13 protein-coding genes are annotated in these 16,075 nt (G+C 71.4%); 10 read left to right on the plus strand and 3 right to left on the minus strand.

The features are described 5' to 3' along the window. The first annotated feature begins 44 nt into the window (after positions 1 to 44). Complete coding sequence (locus ABZ707_RS16110; protein ID WP_360174110.1) at positions 45 to 3,050, plus strand: beta-N-acetylglucosaminidase domain-containing protein; 3,006 nt, start codon at positions 45 to 47, stop codon at positions 3,048 to 3,050. Between the two features lie 90 nt (positions 3,051 to 3,140). Here the strand turns inward: ABZ707_RS16110 and ABZ707_RS16115 are convergent, their stop codons facing one another. Further along, positions 3,141 to 3,677, minus strand: coding sequence for an HNH endonuclease (locus ABZ707_RS16115; RefSeq protein WP_360174113.1), 537 nt, complete (start codon positions 3,675 to 3,677; stop codon positions 3,141 to 3,143). Between the two features lie 309 nt (positions 3,678 to 3,986). Here ABZ707_RS16115 and ABZ707_RS16120 point away from each other — a divergent pair, with 309 nt between their 5' ends. Then, positions 3,987 to 5,048: a mechanosensitive ion channel family protein gene (locus ABZ707_RS16120; RefSeq protein ID WP_360174116.1), complete on the plus strand. Its 1,062-nt coding sequence runs from the start codon at positions 3,987 to 3,989 to the stop codon at positions 5,046 to 5,048. A gap of 252 nt (positions 5,049 to 5,300) precedes the next feature. Here ABZ707_RS16120 and ABZ707_RS16125 read toward each other — a convergent pair whose 3' ends face one another. Continuing rightward, a complete protein-coding gene (locus ABZ707_RS16125) occupies positions 5,301 to 6,203 on the minus strand; it encodes an NAD(P)-dependent oxidoreductase (protein WP_360174119.1) in 903 nt (300 codons plus the stop codon). Positions 6,204 to 6,289: 86 nt separating this feature from the next. Here ABZ707_RS16125 and ABZ707_RS16130 point away from each other — a divergent pair, with 86 nt between their 5' ends. Then, positions 6,290 to 6,793, plus strand: a complete 504-nt coding sequence (locus ABZ707_RS16130; RefSeq protein WP_360174122.1) for a MarR family transcriptional regulator — start codon at positions 6,290 to 6,292, stop codon at positions 6,791 to 6,793. Between the two features lie 146 nt (positions 6,794 to 6,939). On the opposite strand, the gene ABZ707_RS16135 is transcribed toward ABZ707_RS16130, so the two are convergent. Then, positions 6,940 to 7,845: an alpha/beta hydrolase gene (locus tag ABZ707_RS16135; RefSeq protein WP_360174124.1), complete on the minus strand. Its 906-nt coding sequence runs from the start codon at positions 7,843 to 7,845 to the stop codon at positions 6,940 to 6,942. A gap of 494 nt (positions 7,846 to 8,339) precedes the next feature. Between ABZ707_RS16135 and ABZ707_RS16140 the strand changes: the two genes are divergently transcribed. From ABZ707_RS16140 to ABZ707_RS16170, 7 genes are all read left to right on the plus strand, one after another. Next, complete coding sequence (locus ABZ707_RS16140) at positions 8,340 to 9,563, plus strand: ROK family transcriptional regulator (RefSeq protein ID WP_360174128.1); 1,224 nt, start codon at positions 8,340 to 8,342, stop codon at positions 9,561 to 9,563. A 107-nt stretch (positions 9,564 to 9,670) separates the two neighbouring features. Beyond that, positions 9,671 to 11,005, plus strand: a complete 1,335-nt coding sequence (locus tag ABZ707_RS16145; RefSeq protein WP_360174131.1) for an ABC transporter substrate-binding protein — start codon at positions 9,671 to 9,673, stop codon at positions 11,003 to 11,005. A gap of 18 nt (positions 11,006 to 11,023) precedes the next feature. Then, positions 11,024 to 11,977 carry a sugar ABC transporter permease gene (locus ABZ707_RS16150; RefSeq protein WP_360174134.1) on the plus strand — a complete coding sequence of 318 codons (954 nt, stop codon included), beginning with the start codon at positions 11,024 to 11,026 and terminating at the stop codon, positions 11,975 to 11,977. A gap of 1 nt (position 11,978) precedes the next feature. Then, positions 11,979 to 12,884 (plus strand): carbohydrate ABC transporter permease, encoded by a 906-nt coding sequence (locus tag ABZ707_RS16155; RefSeq protein WP_360174137.1) that lies wholly within the window; start codon positions 11,979 to 11,981, stop codon positions 12,882 to 12,884. A gap of 5 nt (positions 12,885 to 12,889) precedes the next feature. Then, positions 12,890 to 14,155 carry a 6-phospho-beta-glucosidase gene (locus ABZ707_RS16160; protein ID WP_360174140.1) on the plus strand — a complete coding sequence of 422 codons (1,266 nt, stop codon included), beginning with the start codon at positions 12,890 to 12,892 and terminating at the stop codon, positions 14,153 to 14,155. Next, positions 14,152 to 15,168, plus strand: a complete 1,017-nt coding sequence (locus ABZ707_RS16165) for a BadF/BadG/BcrA/BcrD ATPase family protein (protein ID WP_360174143.1) — start codon at positions 14,152 to 14,154, stop codon at positions 15,166 to 15,168. Before ABZ707_RS16160 ends, ABZ707_RS16165 begins: the two co-directional genes overlap by 4 nt. A 68-nt stretch (positions 15,169 to 15,236) precedes the next feature. Further along, positions 15,237 to 16,028, plus strand: coding sequence for a phytanoyl-CoA dioxygenase family protein (locus tag ABZ707_RS16170; protein ID WP_360174146.1), 792 nt, complete (start codon positions 15,237 to 15,239; stop codon positions 16,026 to 16,028). Positions 16,029 to 16,075 lie beyond the last annotated feature (47 nt).

Genomic DNA, 16,075 nt, shown 5'->3' on the forward strand with positions numbered 1-16,075 from the left:
CCGCGGGACTCCGGCGGGACCAGGAAGCACGAGGGGAGCAGGGCGTGCAGCTCGGGCGCAGAAAAGGGACCGCGACCGCCGTCATGGTCGCGGTGATCGGCGGACTCCTGGGCACCGCTCCCGGTGCGTCGGCCGCGCCCGGCGACCCCGGGACCCCGGCGGCCACCACGCCCGACCGGGAGGGCCGGCCGGCGGTGCCCGCGGTCTGGCCGAGGCCGCAGACGATCCGCGCGGCCGGCAGCGCGGTGCCGCTCGGCGACGAGGTGACCGTCGTCACGGACGCGGGCGCCGACGCGTACGCGGTGCGGGAGCTGACCGAGCTGCTGCGCGGGGCCGGTGTCCGGACGGTGCGCGAAGTGTCGTCCGCCGCCCTCGCCGGGGGCGCGCCCGCCGGTACCGGACCGGTGGTGCTGGCCGGTGGCACCCGCGCGCAGGACGCGCTGCGCGCCCTCGGCGCACCCCAACGCGCCGACCTTCCCTCCGGCGGCTACCGGATCGCGGTGGGCGCCGTGGGCGGCCGGGACACCGTGGCGCTGGACGGCGTCGGCGACGACGGCCTCTTCCACGCCGCGCAGACCCTGCGCCAGCTCGTCGTACCGCGGGGAGGGCGGGCGGACCGCCCCACCGTCCCCGGAGTGCTCGTGCGCGACTGGCCGGGCACGGCCGTGCGCGGTACGGCGGAGGGCTTCTACGGCCGGCCCTGGGACCAGCGTGACCGGCTCTCGCAGCTCGACTTCATGGGGCGCACCAAGCAGAACCGCTATCTGTACGCGCCCGGCGACGACCCGTTCCGGCAGGCGCGCTGGCGCGACCCCTATCCCGCCGCGCAGCGGGCCGGCTTCCGTGAGCTGGCCGAGCGCGCGCGCCGCAATCATGTGACGCTCGCCTGGGCCGTGGCCCCCGCGCAGGCCATGTGCATGGCCTCGGACAAGGACCTCAGGGACCTCACCCGCAAGATCGACGCGATGTGGGCGCTGGGGGTGCGCGCCGTGCAGCTCCAGTTCCAGGACGTCAGCTACAGCGAATGGCACTGCCGGCAGGACGAGGAGACCTTCGGTTCCGGGCCGGAGGCGGCCGCGAAGGCGCAGGCCCGGGTGGCCAACGCGGTGGCGGCCCATCTCGCGGACCGGCACGCCGGGGCCGAACCGCTGACGGTGATGCCCACCGAGTACTACCAGGACGGCGTGACGGACTACCGCGAGGCCCTCGCCGGCGCGCTCGACCAGCGCGTCCAGGTGGCGTGGACGGGTGTCGGGGTCGTACCGCGCACCATCACGGGCCGGGAACTGGCCGGCGCGCGCGCCGCCTTCGGCCACCCGCTGGTCACCATGGACAACTATCCGGTCAACGACTACGAGCAGGGCCGGATCTTCCTCGGCCCGTACACCGGCCGGGAACCGGCGGTCGCCGGCGGGTCCGTCGCGCTGCTCGCCAACGCGATGGAGCAGCCGTCCGCGTCCCGCATCCCGCTGTTCACGGCGGCGGACTACGCCTGGAATCCGCGTGGCTACCGGCCGCAGGAGTCCTGGCGGGCGGCGATCGACGATCTGGCGGGCGAGGACGCCGGGGCCCGGGAGGCGCTGCGCGCGCTCGCCGGCAATGACGCGTCGTCCCTCCTCGACGCCTCGGAGTCCGCGTATCTGAAACCGCTGTTGAAGGACTTCTGGGAGTCCCGTTCGACCACGGACGCGCGGGCCAGGAGCGCGGCGGCGAGCAGGCTCAGGGCCGCCTTCACGGTGATGCGGGAGGCGCCGGGGCGGCTCGCGGGCACCGCCGGGGGCCGGCTCGACGACGAGGTGCGGCCGTGGCTCGACCAGCTCGCGCGCTACGGCGAGGCGGGCGAGCTGGCGGTCGACATGCTGCGGGCCCAGGAGCGTGGCGACGGGGCGACGGCCTGGCGGGCCTCGCTGGATCTGGAGCCGCTGCGCAAGGCCGCCGCGGCGAGCCGGGTCACGGTCGGCAAGGGGACGCTGGCCCCCTTCCTCGACCGGGCCGTCAGGGAGTCCTCGGCCTGGACGGGCGCGGACCGCGTCCGGGGCGAGGCCGTCACCGAGGACGCGCGGACGTACACCATGAATCTGGCCAGGGCCCGTCCCGTCGAGGCCGTGAACACGATGACCGAGCCCGGCACCGGCGCCGGCTCGGTCGTCGAGGCGCATGTCCCCGGCGAGGGCTGGCGCACGCTGGGCCCGCTCTCGATGAGCGGCTGGACCGAGTCGGACGCGAAGGGGCTGCTCCTCGACGCGGTACGGGTCGTCTGGCCGGGGGCGGGACACGGGGCCGGTGTGGTGGGACCGGGCGGCTCCGCGCCGGCCGTGCGCCATGTCGTGCCGTGGTTCGCCGACGAACCGCAGGCCCGCCTCGATCTGGTGCGCGACGAGGCGAACGCCCAGATCGGCGGCGAGCCGCAGCGGGTCCAGGCACGGCTGGCCGCGCAGCGCCCGGGCGAGGTGCGCGGCGCGCTCACCGCGAAGGCGCCGTCCGGGATCCGGGTGAGGGTGCCCAAGCAGACCACACTGCCGCGCGGCGCTCGCACAGATGTTCCCGTCGAGGTCAGTGTCCCCGCGGGCACACCGGCCGGAACGTACGAGGTGCCGCTCACCTTCGGCGGCGAGGAACGCACCCTGACCGTACGGGCGTCGCCCCGCACCGGCGGTCCCGACCTGGCCCGTACGGGGATCGCCGCGTCCTCCGGCGACGAGACCCCGGACTTCCCCGCGTCCGCCGCGGCCGACGGCGATCCGGCCAGCCGCTGGTCCTCGCCCGTCGAGGACGGCGCCTGGTGGCAGCTCGAACTGGCGCGGCCCGCGAGGATCGGCCAGGTGGTGCTGCACTGGCAGGAGGCGTACGCGAGCCGCTACCGCGTCCAGGTCTCGGCCGACGGGCGCACCTGGCGGACCGCCGCGACGGTCGACGAGGGCAGGGGCGGGCGCGAGGAGATCGGGATGGACGCGAAGGACGCCCGTTTCATCCGGGTCCAGGGCGACGCGCGCGCCACCCAGTACGGCTATTCGCTGTTCTCGGTGGAGGTCTACGCCGTCGCGGAGTGAGCCGCGGGCGGGGGTGCGGTGCGGGCACGCCGACGCACCCCCCGGTCCCGGCCCGGCCGGGACCCCGGAGGACGACAAAGGCCCGGATCCTCAGGCGGAAATGCCGTCGATCCGAGCCATCGCGTCCTCCGCGCCGTACGGTTGGAGATACGGCAGCCAGCGCGGGTCCCGGTGTCCGGTCCCGATGATCCGCCAGGCCAGCCCGGAGGGCGGGGCCGGCTGCTGGTTCAGCCGCCAGCCCAGCTCCCGGAGATGCCGGTCGGCCTTGACGTGGTTGCAGCGGCGACAGGCCGCCACCACGTTCTCCCACGCGTGCTGCCCGCCACGGCTGCGCGGAATGACGTGGTCGACGCTGGTTGCGACGCCACCGCAGTACATACAGCGACCACCGTCGCGGGCGAAGAGCGCGCGTCGGGTCAGCGGAACGGGCCCCCGGTAGGGGACCCGCACGAAGCGCTTCAGCCGTACGACGCTGGGTGCTGGAATGACACGGGTGGCGCTGTGCATGAAGGCGCCGGATTCCTCGAGGCTGGTGGCCTTGTTCTCCAGGACGAGGACGAGCGCGCGGCGGAGCGGTACGACGCCGAGCGGCTCGTACGACGCGTTGAGGACCAGGACATGCGGCACGGATGCCTCCTATAACGCCGGCGGCGCGTGGCTCGCGCCGGGACGATCTGCTCCAGTCTCTCCTCATGCCTGGTCGAAACGCCACCACGTCCGGGTAACGGGCTCGGAGTGTTTTCGACCACACAGGGGCGCTTCCAAGGTTTGAAAGGGGTTGAGAGCGGCTGACGGGAGGATTGAGCCCGGTTTCAGGGGCCCGTACGGCTGCCCTGGGAAGACGTGAGGAGGGTCTCTCGCCGGAACGGAGCGCCGGAACGCGCGCACTGCCCCGTTAGTGTGGTTGGTCCGCCCCGATGCCTGGAGGTCTCCGCCGTGTCCTGGTCCGCCCCGCCGGCCGCAGCCCCGCCGTCCGACCCCGCCACGCTCGACGAAGCGGCGAGCCGGGCGAACGACGCCGCGAGCTGGGTGGAGGAGAACTGGTCCGCCTGGCTCGGCACGGGCCTCCGCATGGTGCTGATCCTGGTGATCGCGCTCGTCCTGCGCCATGTGCTCCGCCGCGCCCTGACCAAGCTCATAGAGCGGATGAACCGCAGTGTCCAGGCGGTGGAGGGCACCGCGCTCGGCGGTCTGCTGGTCAACGCCGAGCGGCGCCGGCAGCGGTCGGAGGCCATCGGCTCCGTACTCCGTTCGGTTACTTCTTTCCTGATCCTGGGCACCGCGGCGCTGATGATCCTGGGAGCGCTGAACATCAATCTGGCGCCACTGCTGGCCTCGGCGGGCGTCGCCGGTGTGGCACTGGGCTTCGGCGCCCGCAATCTCGTCACCGACTTCCTGTCCGGCGTCTTCATGATCCTGGAGGACCAGTACGGCGTCGGGGACAGCATCGACGCGGGCGTGGCCTCCGGCGAGGTGATAGAGGTCGGCCTGCGCGTGACGAAGCTGCGCGGCGACAACGGCGAGATCTGGTACGTACGCAATGGCGAGGTGAAGCGGATCGGCAACCTCAGCCAGGGCTGGGCCACGGCGGGCGTCGATGTGATGGTGCGGCCGACGGAGGACCTGGAGAGGATCCGTGCGGTGATCACACAGGTCGCCGAGAAACTGGCCAAGGACGACCCCTGGAACGAGCGCCTGTGGGGCCCGGTCGAGGTGCTCGGCCTGGACGCCGTGCTGCTGGACTCGATGACCGTACGGGTCTCGGCGAAGACGATGCCGGGCCAGGCACTGGGCGTGGAACGCGAGCTGCGCTGGCGGATCAAGCGCGCCTTCGACGAGGCCGGCATCCAGATCGTCGGCGGCCTCCCGCCGGTGCCGGACGAACAGGCCGCCGCCGATCCGACGGCCGGGGTGTCGGCCCCGTCGGCGCTGGCGAACCCGGCGTCCCCGCAGTCCCAGACGGCGTTGCCGCTGGGCCCGCAGAACACCTCGAAGTGACGCCTCGGCGTGGCGCGGTGATGTGATCCGTCGCCGGCCTCCGCGGACAGAACACCTGGGGCGGCAGCGTGTACGCGGGGGCATGGGCGGGCTTGACGACGCTGATGCTGCCGATCAGCGCGAGCAGCCCCTCCGGGACCGCCTCCGCCTCGGACGACTCAAGGACGGCCGCGCGCTCTGATCAGCCCGATCGGGCACAGGTTGCGCCCGGGGACCGGCCGGCTGCGGCGGCGTGCACGACGAGCGTGTGGTTCAGCTCTGCGGCCGCGCCCGGTCCCATGCCGCGTAGTAGGTGAGGGTGTCCTCCAGGATTCCGGGATGGCGCGGCTTCCAGCCGAGCAGGGTGCGGGCTTTCGCGCTGTCGACGAGTTCGTCGCGGTCGGCGCAGCTTTCCAGCATGCCTCCGGCGTCCGCGCTCTGGAAGGTGATGCCGGCGGTGCAGCCGGCGGCGTCCAGGCATGCCTGCTGGACGGAGAGGAGGGTGGGCCGGTGCTCGTCGCCGAGCATGAAGGTCTGGCCGTCGAACGCGCCGGGCTGCCGGAGGACTGCGACATAGGCGGTGGCGAGGTCGTCGACGTGGACCCAGGTGTAGCGCTTGGTGGTGTCGCCGTAGAAGACCGGCTCGCCCGTGCGGGCGGCGATGAACCACTGAGCGGACTTGGAGCTGCGGCCACTGCCGCCGTAGATGAAGGACGGGCGCACCACGGTGTGGGGCAGGCCGCTGTCCTTCAGGTCCTGTTCGGCCTGGGCGCGCAGGTAAAGCGGGTTGCCGGGGTCGGCCGGGGTCTGCTCGTCCCAGACCTCGCCGGTGGTGGTGAGGAAGGTGATGCCGGTGGTGAAGACCAGGTGGCGGCTGCGCCCGGTGCGCTCCCGCGCTTCGCGGAGCGTGCGGAAGAGGAGCCGGTCGCTGCCGAGCGGGTCGTTCATGTCGAGGGCGGCGCACACGACGGCATCCGCCCCCTCCAGGGCCGCCCGGTAGGTCTCGGGGTCGGACATCAGGCCCTCGACGGGGCGGACCTCCTCCACGAGGAGTTCCCTGGCCCGGTCGCCGGTGGCGTCGCGGGTGAGGCCGAGGACGGTGTGGCCCTCCTGGCGCAGGGCGCGGGAGATGTGGAAGCCGGCGTAGCCGGTGGCGCCGAGGACGAGGATCTTCACGGGGATTCCGTTTCTGACGGACGAGGTGCTTGTTCAGGCAAGCAACAGCTTAACTTGCTCAGGCAAGGACATGACACACTGGGAGTATGACGAAGTCCGCAGAGGCGAAGGATTCGGTGCTGTCGGCGCGGGAGGCGGAGGTCTGGCGTGAGCTGGGGCGTCTGGTCCATGCGCTGCCTCGCTTGCTGGAGGAGGACATGTTGCAGGCGACGCGCCTGCCGCTGACGGAGTTTTCCGTCCTCAGCGTGCTGAACGAGGCGCCAGGGCGTCGGCTGCGCATGTCGGAGATCGCGGTGCGGACGGGGCTGACTCCCAGCCGGATCACCCGGCTCGTCACCGCGCTGGCGGCCAAGTCGCTGGTGGCCAAGGAGCGGGACGGCTCCGACGGGCGCGGCAACGTCACCGTCCTCACGGAGGAGGGTCTGGCGTGTTGGGAGAGTGCCCGCTCCGCGCACCAGGCCAGTGCGCGCCGGCGCTTTCTCGACCACCTGCCCGAGGGCTCGGCACCGGCTCTCGCCGACGCTCTGCGTGCCGTGACCGCCTCGCTCATCCCCGACCGCTCGTGCACGGCCGACCAGGGGCGTGACTGACCGCCCGCGGCGCGGCACGGCCCGCGCGAGGCGTGCCGCGCGTCGTCGGCGCGACGAGTACGGGGGCGGTCATGCAGGTCTCCGGGCATACGGGGGGCGGTGGGTGGGCGCGTCACGCGTCTCCGCCGGCCCGTGCGCGGTGAAGGTCAGCCGCGGAAGAAGCGGTCCAGGCGGGACGCGTACCAGGTGGGGTTGTCCTCGCCCAGGGTGTGGCCGCTGCCGGGAGCGATGTCCTGCTCGAAGCGGGAGGGATCGGCCACCCGTGCCACGCTGCCGGCGGTCTGGGCGGCGGGGATGCCGTGCTCGCCGTTGACGGTCAGCACCGGCATGGCCAGTTTGCTCTCGCCCAGGAGAGCGCGGGACTCCTCAATGTCTTCCAGGAGCGTGCCGTAGTGCTGGAAGCCGCCGCGCATACCGCCCGGGGCCTGGAACGCGGCCAGCAGTTCCCGCGTCCAGGACCTGTCCTCGCTCACCGACATCATGTCCCACACAGGGGTGAGGAACGCCTCTTCCCGGCCCTCGGTCTCCCGGGTGGCCAGGTCCACCCGCATGTGGTGGGCGAAGTGGCCGTAGCCACCGGTGGCGGGGTCCAGGTAGTCCTCCAGGCCGTAGCCGGGGATCAGCGCCTCCCCCAGGACGGCCTTCTTCACCAGATCGGGGCGGGAGGCAGCCAGGGCGAAGGCGACCATCATTCCGATGTCCTGCCCCACCAGGTTGACCGGCCCGAGACCGAGCCGCTCAATCAGCTCGGCGATGTCCCGGGCGACGTTGGTCTTGCGGTACCCGCTCTCCGGCTTGCCGGAGAAGCCGAAACCCCGCAGGTCCGGAGCGATGACCCGGTAGCCGGCCGCCGCCAGCAGAGGCATGGTGCTGCGGAACTCCCGCCAGGTGAACGGCCAGCCGTGCAGCAGCACGACGGGTGCCCCGCTGCCGCCGTCCACATAGTGCAGGCGGACCCCGTTCACCTCGGCGTAACGGTGGTTGAAGCCCACGAGGCCGTCGGCTTCCCGGCCGTCGGCGGGCGGGACGGGCGAGATCGGCTCACTGGTCATACGGATCCCTCACAAGGCGGGGCGCACCGTCACAAAAATTCGCACGCCAAGAATTGATTGCTTAGGCAAGAAACAACAGCAGTGTGCATCTTATTGCCGAAGCAAGCAAATGCCTTGACGCCGGGTGCCGGGTGCCGGAGGACCGGACGCGTTCTCCGACTCCGCAACCCCCATGGCGTCCGCCTCCCGCGGGGCCCGGCTTGCCGGTCTCCGCCGCCATCAGAACCCGCGCGCCGGGCACGAAGCTGTCGCACGTCTCGCCCTCGGCACTCCCCCGCCGCCGCTTCCGCCGTCCCGCCGCGCGTGACGTCCCGGTTTCCGGAATACACCCACCGCACCCCCACAGGTAACGCTTTGGTTGCCGCGGGGGTGTGGTGCCCCGGGAGGTATTGACGGCCTCCTGACGCCCGGCCTACTTTCCTCGCACCCGAATAGGAAACTTTCCTAACAGTGTGTCGGGGGGAGCGAGCAGCCGAGAGGCAGGTGGCCACGTCATGACCGGAGCGGGCGGTTCCAGCACTCCGTCGCCGGGGACGCCGCGCGTGCTGCGCGCCATGAACGACCGGGCGGCGCTCGATCTGCTGCTGGCCCACGGACCGCTGTCCCGCACCCGCATAGGGAAGCTGACCGGCCTCTCGAAGCCGACCGCCTCGCAACTGCTGGCCCGGCTGGAGGCGGCCGGACTGGTCGTCGCCACCGGCACCACCACGGGCCGGCCGGGCCCCAACGCGCAGCTCTACGCGGTCAACCCGCATGCCGCGTACGCCGCCGGGCTCGATGTGAACCCGCAGCGGATTCTCGCCGCCGTGGCCGATGTCACCGGGGCCACGGTCGGAGAGTTCGAGCTGCGTACGCCGGGCCGGCGCGCCGGAAGTGTCGTCCAACAGGTTTCGGACGCCCTGGACGGGGCAGTGAAGGCCGCCGGGCTGACACGCCCCGAGGTACGCCGGCTGGTGATCGGTACGCCCGGCGCGTTCGCCCCGTCCACCGGACGCCTGCGGTACGCCTCGCACCTCCCCGGCTGGCACTCCCCCAGCCTGCTCGACGAACTGGCCGCCGCCCTGCCGATGCCCGTCGAGTACGAGAACGACGTGAATCTGGCGGCGGTCGCCGAACAGCGGCTCGGAGCGGCCCGGGGGCACGACGACTTCGTGCTGCTGTGGAACCAGGAGGGCCTGGGCGCCGCCCTGTTCATCGGCGGCCGGCTGCACCGGGGGTTCACCGGCGGCGCCGGTGAGGTCGGCTTTCTGCCGGTCCCCGGGACCCCGCTGGTACGCCAGGTGGTGAAGGCCAACAGCGGCGGCTTCCAGGAGCTGGCGGGCGCTCAGTCCGTGCCCCGGCTCGCCAGATCGCTGGGCATCGAGACCGCGGAGCAGCCGTACGCCGAGGTGGCGGCCGGGCTGCTGGCCCGGGCCGCCGCCGGGCACCAGGAGGACGACCGGCTGGCCGAGCTGCTGCGGCTGTTCGCCCAGCGCGTCGCCACCGGTCTCGCCTCGGTGACCGCCGTACTCGACCCGGAGCTGATCGTCCTCGCGGGCGGGGTGACCGCCGCCGGCGGCGAACCGCTCCGCGCACTCGTCCAGGCGGAACTCGCCGAGCTCGCCGCGGCCAGTCCGAGACTCCTCATCGGCGAGGTGCGACACCACGCCGTCCTGCGAGGCGCCCTCGAAAGCGCCCTCGCCACCACCCGCGACGAGGTCTTCGACACCTCCCGCTAGCCCGCCCCCGTCACCGGACCGCCCGCCCCGCCTCGTACCGCCGTAGCCGCAGCACCGCCGTACCCGCACAACAGCCCCACCGACCCCCAAGCCCCCGGGAGAATCACATGCTCGGAAACCGCCGTCTGACCGCCTCCGCCGTGGCGGTCGCCGCGATATCCGTCCTCGCCACCTCGTGTACCGGCCAGTCCGGCAACGCCGCGTCCGACGACCCGAACGCGAAGACCACGATCACCTTCTGGCACGGCTGGAGTGCCCCGGCCGAGGTGAAGGCGATCCAGGACAACATCGACCGGTTCGAGAAGAGCCACCCGAACATCACGGTGAACGTCGTCGCCAACATCAACGACGACAAGCTCAACCAGGCGCTGCGCGCGGGCGGTTCCAAGGGCCCGGACGTCGTCTCCTCCTTCACCACGTCCAGCGTGGGCAAGTTCTGCTCGTCCGGCGCCTTCGCCGATCTGAAGCCGTTCATCGAGAAGTCGAAGCTGGACCTGGAGAAGACCTTCCCGAAGGTGCTGCTGGAGTACACGCAGTTCGAGGGCAAGCGCTGCGCGCTGCCGCTGCTGAGCGACGCGTACGGGCTGTACTACAACAAGGACGCCTTCAAGAAGGCCGGCATCACGGCGCCGCCGAAGACCATGTCGGAGCTGGCCGAGGACGCCAAGAAGCTGACGAAGACCAAGGGCGACAGCTACGAGCAGGTCGGCTTCATGCCGACCTACCACGGTTACGAGACGGTCGTCGACCACTACATGTCGAGCTGGGACCACGCGTACTTCGACAAGGACGGCAAGTCCAACGTCGCCAAGGACCCCGCCTTCGCCAAGATGTTCACCTTCCAGAAGAAGCTGGTCGACGACCTCGGCGGATACGAGAAGCTGGAGCGGTTCCGGTCCACCTTCGGTGACGAGTGGGGTGCCAAGCACCCGTTCCAGACCGGTCAGGTCGCGATGCAGCTCGACGGTGAGTGGCGGCTCGGGATGGCCGAGGACGCCAAGGTGCCGTTCGAGATCGGCGTGGCGCCGATGCCCGTCGCCGACGACGAGGCCGACAGCTACGGCAAGGGCTTCCTGTCCGGCACGATCATGGGGATCGCACCGCAGAGCACCAAGCAGAACGCGGCGTGGGAGCTGGTGAAGTACATGACCACCGACACCGAGGCGGTCGTCCAGTTCGCCAACGGCATCCGCAATGTGCCGTCCACCTTCGACGCGCTGAAGTCGCCGGACCTGAAGTTCGACCCGCGCTTCAAGACGTTCCTGGAGATCGCGCAGAACCCGAAGTCGAACACCCCGCCCGCGGCCGTCAACGGCTCGGCGTACCAGCTCACGCTCCAGGACTTCGGCTATCAGTACGAGAAGGGCGCCGTGAAGGATCTCCAGGCCGGTCTGGAGAAGACCGCCCGGCAGATCGACCGTGACATCGAGCAGGCCAAGTAGCGGGCCGGGCACCACCCGATGTCCACGTATCCGGAAGGAAACGCGCTCCGCGCGAAGCGCCGCAGGTCGGCGCTGCGCACGGCGGCGTTCATGTCGCCCTGGTTGATCGGCTTCAGCGTCTTCTTCGCGTATCCGCTGATCTCGACCGTCTACTTCTCCTTCATGAAGTACGACGGCTTCAACACCCCGGTCTGGAACGGCCTCGGGAACTGGTCGTACGTCTTCAGCGACTATCCGATGTTCTGGCCCTCGCTGCGCAACACCCTCTGGCTCGTCGTCATCATGGTGGCCTGCCGGGTGCTGTTCGGCCTGGGCATCGGCCTGCTGATCACCAAGATCAAGACCGGTACCGGGATCTTCCGCACCCTCTTCTACCTGCCCTATCTGGCGCCGCCGGTCGCCGCGACGCTCGCCTTCGTCTTCCTGCTCAATCCCGGTACGGGGCCGGTCAACACCATCCTCGGGGAGCTGGGACTGCCGGCACCCGGCTGGTTCAACGACCCGTCCTGGTCCAAGCCGGCCCTCACCGTGCTGGCCGTCTGGGGCATCGGCGACCTGATGGTGATCTTCATGGCCGCGCTGCTCGACGTGCCGAAGGAGCAGTACGAGGCGGCGGAGCTGGACGGCGCCTCCGCCTGGCAGCGCTTCCGTTTTGTGACGCTGCCGAACATCTCGCCCATCGTGATGTTCGCGGTCGTCACCGGCGTCATCTCGGCGATGCAGTACTACGCGCAGCCGCTGGTCGCCGGGAAGGTCGCCTCCGGCATCATCGGCGGCTCCGGCCAGCAGTTCGAGCCCGGCTATCCGGACAAGTCCACGCTCACCCTGCCGCAGCTCGTCTACAACCTCGGCTTCCAGCGCTTCGACTACGGCTCCGCCTGTGTTGTCGCCCTGGTGCTGTTCGTGCTGGCCATGGCCTTCACCGCCCTGCTGATGCGGCGGCGCGGCGGCCTGATCGGAGCGGGTGACTGATATGACGCAGCTTCTCGACCGGGCCGGGACGGCCGCGCCGGCCCAGCCGTCCGGCCGTACGCCCGCCGCCCGCGCGGCGCGCCGCAGGGCGGGGTTGCACTGGATCGGCGTGCACGCCCTGGGGGTGGCGGCGGCGCTCTTCTTCGTCCTGCCCTTCGTCTTCCTCTTCCTGACCTCCGTGATGAGCGACCAGCAGGCGCTCACCCGCGATCTGACCCCCGACAGCTGGGAGTGGGGCAACTACGCCAAGGTCTTCGACACGCCGGGCTTCCTGACGTGGTGGAAGAACACCCTGCTGTACGCGGGCCTCGGGACCGTCCTGTCGGTGGTGTCCTCCATCCCGGTGGCGTACGCCCTCGCCAAGTTCCGCTTCCGGGGCCGGCGGCTGTCGCTGATGCTCGTCATCTCGATGATGATGCTGCCGCCCCAGGTGATCATCATCCCGATGTATCTGTTCTGGGCGAAGCAGCTCGATCTGTCCGGCACGCTCTGGCCGCTGATCATCCCGATGGCGTTCGGCGACGCGTTCTCCATCTTCCTGCTGCGGCAGTTCCTGCTGACCATCCCGGACGAATACCTGGACGCCGCGAAGGTGGACGGCTGCGGCGAGTTCCGTACGCTGATCCGGGTCGTCCTGCCCATGGCGAAGCCGGGGATCGCGGCGGTGGCGCTGTTCCAGTTCTTCTACGCCTGGAACGACTACTTCGGACCGCAGATCTACGCCTCGGAGAACCCGGCCGCCTGGACGCTCAGTTACGGCCTGGAGTCCTTCAAGGGCGCGCACCACACCGACTGGAATCTGACCATGGCCGCGACCGTACTGGTCATGGCCCCCGTGATCCTCGTGTTCTTCTTCGCCCAGAAGGCGTTCGTCGAGGGAGTCACCCTGACCGGAGTGAAGGGCTGAGAAGAATGAAGCTCGCCGTAGTGGGCGGTGGATCCACCTACACCCCCGAACTCATCGACGGGTTCGCCCGGTTGCGGGACACCCTGCCGATCGAGGAACTCGTTCTGGTCGACCCTGCCGCCGACCGCCTGGACCTGGTCGGCGGGCTGGCCCGGCGGATCTTCGCCAAACAGGGCCACCCGGGCCGTATCACCACCACCTCGGACGTGGACGCCGGTGTCGCCGGTGCCGACGCGGTGCTGCTCCAGCTCCGCGTCGGCGGCCAGGCAGCCCGCGAACAGGACGAGACCTGGCCGCTGGAATGCGGCTGCGTCGGCCAGGAGACAACGGGCGCCGGCGGCCTCGCCAAGGCGCTGCGCACCGTACCGGTCGTCCTCGACATCGCCGAGCGGGTGCGCCGCGCCAACCCCGACGCGTGGATCATCGACTTCACCAATCCGGTGGGGATCGTGACCCGGGCGCTGCTCCAGGCCGGCCACCGGGCCGTCGGTCTGTGCAATGTGGCCATCGGCTTCCAGCGCAGATTCGCGAAGCTGCTGGAGGTCGCTCCCTCCGAGGTGTACCTGGAGCATGTGGGGCTGAACCACCTCACCTGGGAGCGCGGGGTACGCCTCGGCGGCCCGGACGGCGCCGACATGCTGCCCAAGCTGCTGGCCGAGCACGGCGACGCCCTCGCGGACGATCTGCACCTGCCGCGTCCCGTGCTGGACCTTCTCGGCGTCGTGCCCTCGTACTATCTGCGCTACTTCTACGCGCACGACGAGGTCGTGCGGGAGCTGAGGACCAAGCCGTCCAGGGCCGCCGAGGTGGCCGCGATGGAGAAGCAGCTCCTGACGATGTACGGCGACCCGGCGCTGGACGAGAAGCCGGAGCTGCTGTCCAAGCGCGGCGGCGCCTTCTACTCGGAGGCGGCGGTGGATCTGGCGGCGTCGCTGCTGCGCGGCGGCGGCAGTGAGATCCAGGTGGTCAACACGTACAACAACGGCACGCTGCCGTTCCTGCCGGACCACGCCGTGATCGAGGTGCAGGCGCGGGTGGACAGGTCCGGCGCGGTGCCGCTGGCGGTGCCCGCGGTCGAGCCGCAGTTCGCCGGTCTGATCGCGCATGTCACGGCGTACGAGGACCTGGCGCTGGAGGCCGCGCTGCACGGCAGTCGCGACCGGGTCTACAAGGCGCTGCTGTCGCACCCGCTGATCGGCCAGTACGAGTACGCCGAGGCGCTCACCGACCGGCTGATCGCGCACAACCGGGAGCATCTCGCGTGGGCGTGAGCGTGGATACGGGCACGGCCGGTCCGGCGGCGGGGCGCGCGAGCGTCCTCGCCGTCGACGCCGGGAACAGCAAGACCGATGTGGCCGTGATCGGCGCCGACGGTTCGGTGCTGGGCACGGCCCGCGGCGGCGGCTTCCAGCCGCCGGTCGTCGGGATCGAGGCGGCCGTCGACGCCCTGGCGGTGGCGGTCGCCGAGGCCGCCCGGGCGGCGGGGCTGCCGGCGCGGGACCTCGTCGGCCATGTGTCGGCCTGTCTCGCCAACGCCGATCTCCCCGTCGAGGAGAGGGAGCTGGCGGCGGCCGTCCAGGCGCGGGGCTGGGGCCGTACCACCGACGTGCGCAACGACACCTTCGCGATACTGCGGGCCGGGCTGCCGAGCGGCGCGGAGCCCCGGGGGGTGGCCGTCGTCTGCGGCGCGGGCATCAACTGCGTGGGTTTGCTGCCGGACGGCCGTACCGCCCGCTTCCCGGCGATCGGCCGGATCTCCGGTGACTGGGGCGGCGGTTCCGGCCTGGCGGAGGAGGCGCTGTGGTTCGCGGCGCGGGCCGAGGACGGCCGCGGTGAGCCGACGGAGCTGGTGCGTACGCTGCCGGGCCACTTCGGTCTGGGCTCGATGTACGAGCTGATCGAGGCGCTGCATCTCGGGCATCTCCCGTATGCCCGCAGGCATGAGCTGACGCCGGTGCTGTTCGCGACGAGCGCGGCCGGCGACGCGGTGGCCCGCTCGGTGGTGGACCGGCTGGCCGAGGAGGTCGTCGCGCTGGCGACGGTCGCGCTCGGCAAGCTCGGGCTGCTCGACGAGGAGGCGCCGGTGCTGCTGGGCGGCAGCGTGCTGGCGGCCCGTCATCCGCAGCTCGACGACCGGATCGCCGAACTGCTGGCGGCCAGGGCGCCCAAGGCCGTCATCGCGGTGGTGACGGCCCCGCCGGTGCTGGGCGCGGCTCTGCTGGGCCTCGACCGGGTGGGCGCGGACACGGCGGCCCACCTCCGGCTGGGCGCGTACTACGCCTGACGCGCCGCCGCCGCCGGCTCCCCCGAAAAGCGGATGCGGAAGGGGGCCGGCGGCGGCACGATCGGTCCATGGCTGACGCACCGGTTGTACCGGACCCACGGGACGCGCCGACACCGGATCCGCAGGACCCGGGGGAGGCACCGGGGCTCCCGGGCCCGCGGAGCGCGCCCGATCCGCTGGCCGAACGCTTCGGGACGGACGGGTTCGTCAAGCTCGAAGGCGCCGTGCCGCCGGAGGTCGCACGGGAGTGCGCCCGGCTGCTGTGGACCGAGACCGGCTGCGACCCGGCGGATCCCGGCACCTGGACGCGGCCGGTGCGCTGGGTCTGGAACATGGCGCAGGAGCCGTTCGACCGGGCCGTCAACACACCGGTTTTGCATGACGCGTTCGACCGGCTGCTCGGGCCGGGACGCTGGACGCCCCGGCACTCGCTCGGTTCGTTCCCGCTGCGCTTCCCGCACGAGGAGGAGCCGGACGACGCGGGCTGGCACATCGAGGGCAGCTATCTGCCCGAGGGCGCGCGCACCTACCACGCCAACCACCGCTCCCGGGACCGCGCGCTGCTGATGCTCTTCCTCTTCAGCGAGGTGAGCGAAAAGGACGCGCCGACCCGGATCCGGGTGGGCTCGCACCACGACATGCCGGCCCTGCTCCGGCCCTACGGGGAGAAGGGCGCCTCGATCATGAGGATCGGTCCGGCGATCGACGCGGCGTCGGCGCACCGTCCTGTGGTGTACGCCACCGGGAGCCCGGGGGACGTCTATCTCTGCCATCCCTTCCTGGTGCACGCGGCGCAGCCGCATCACGGCAGCCGGCCCCGGCTGATGGCGCAGCCGGCGCTGTCTCCCGCCGCCGGATGACTCATACGAAGGTGTACGAACACCCGTGAAGGGGAACCGATCACCGC

It is taken from the genome of Streptomyces sp. NPDC006923 (genome assembly GCF_040635655.1).
Classification (GTDB): Bacteria; Actinomycetota; Actinomycetes; order Streptomycetales; family Streptomycetaceae; genus Streptomyces.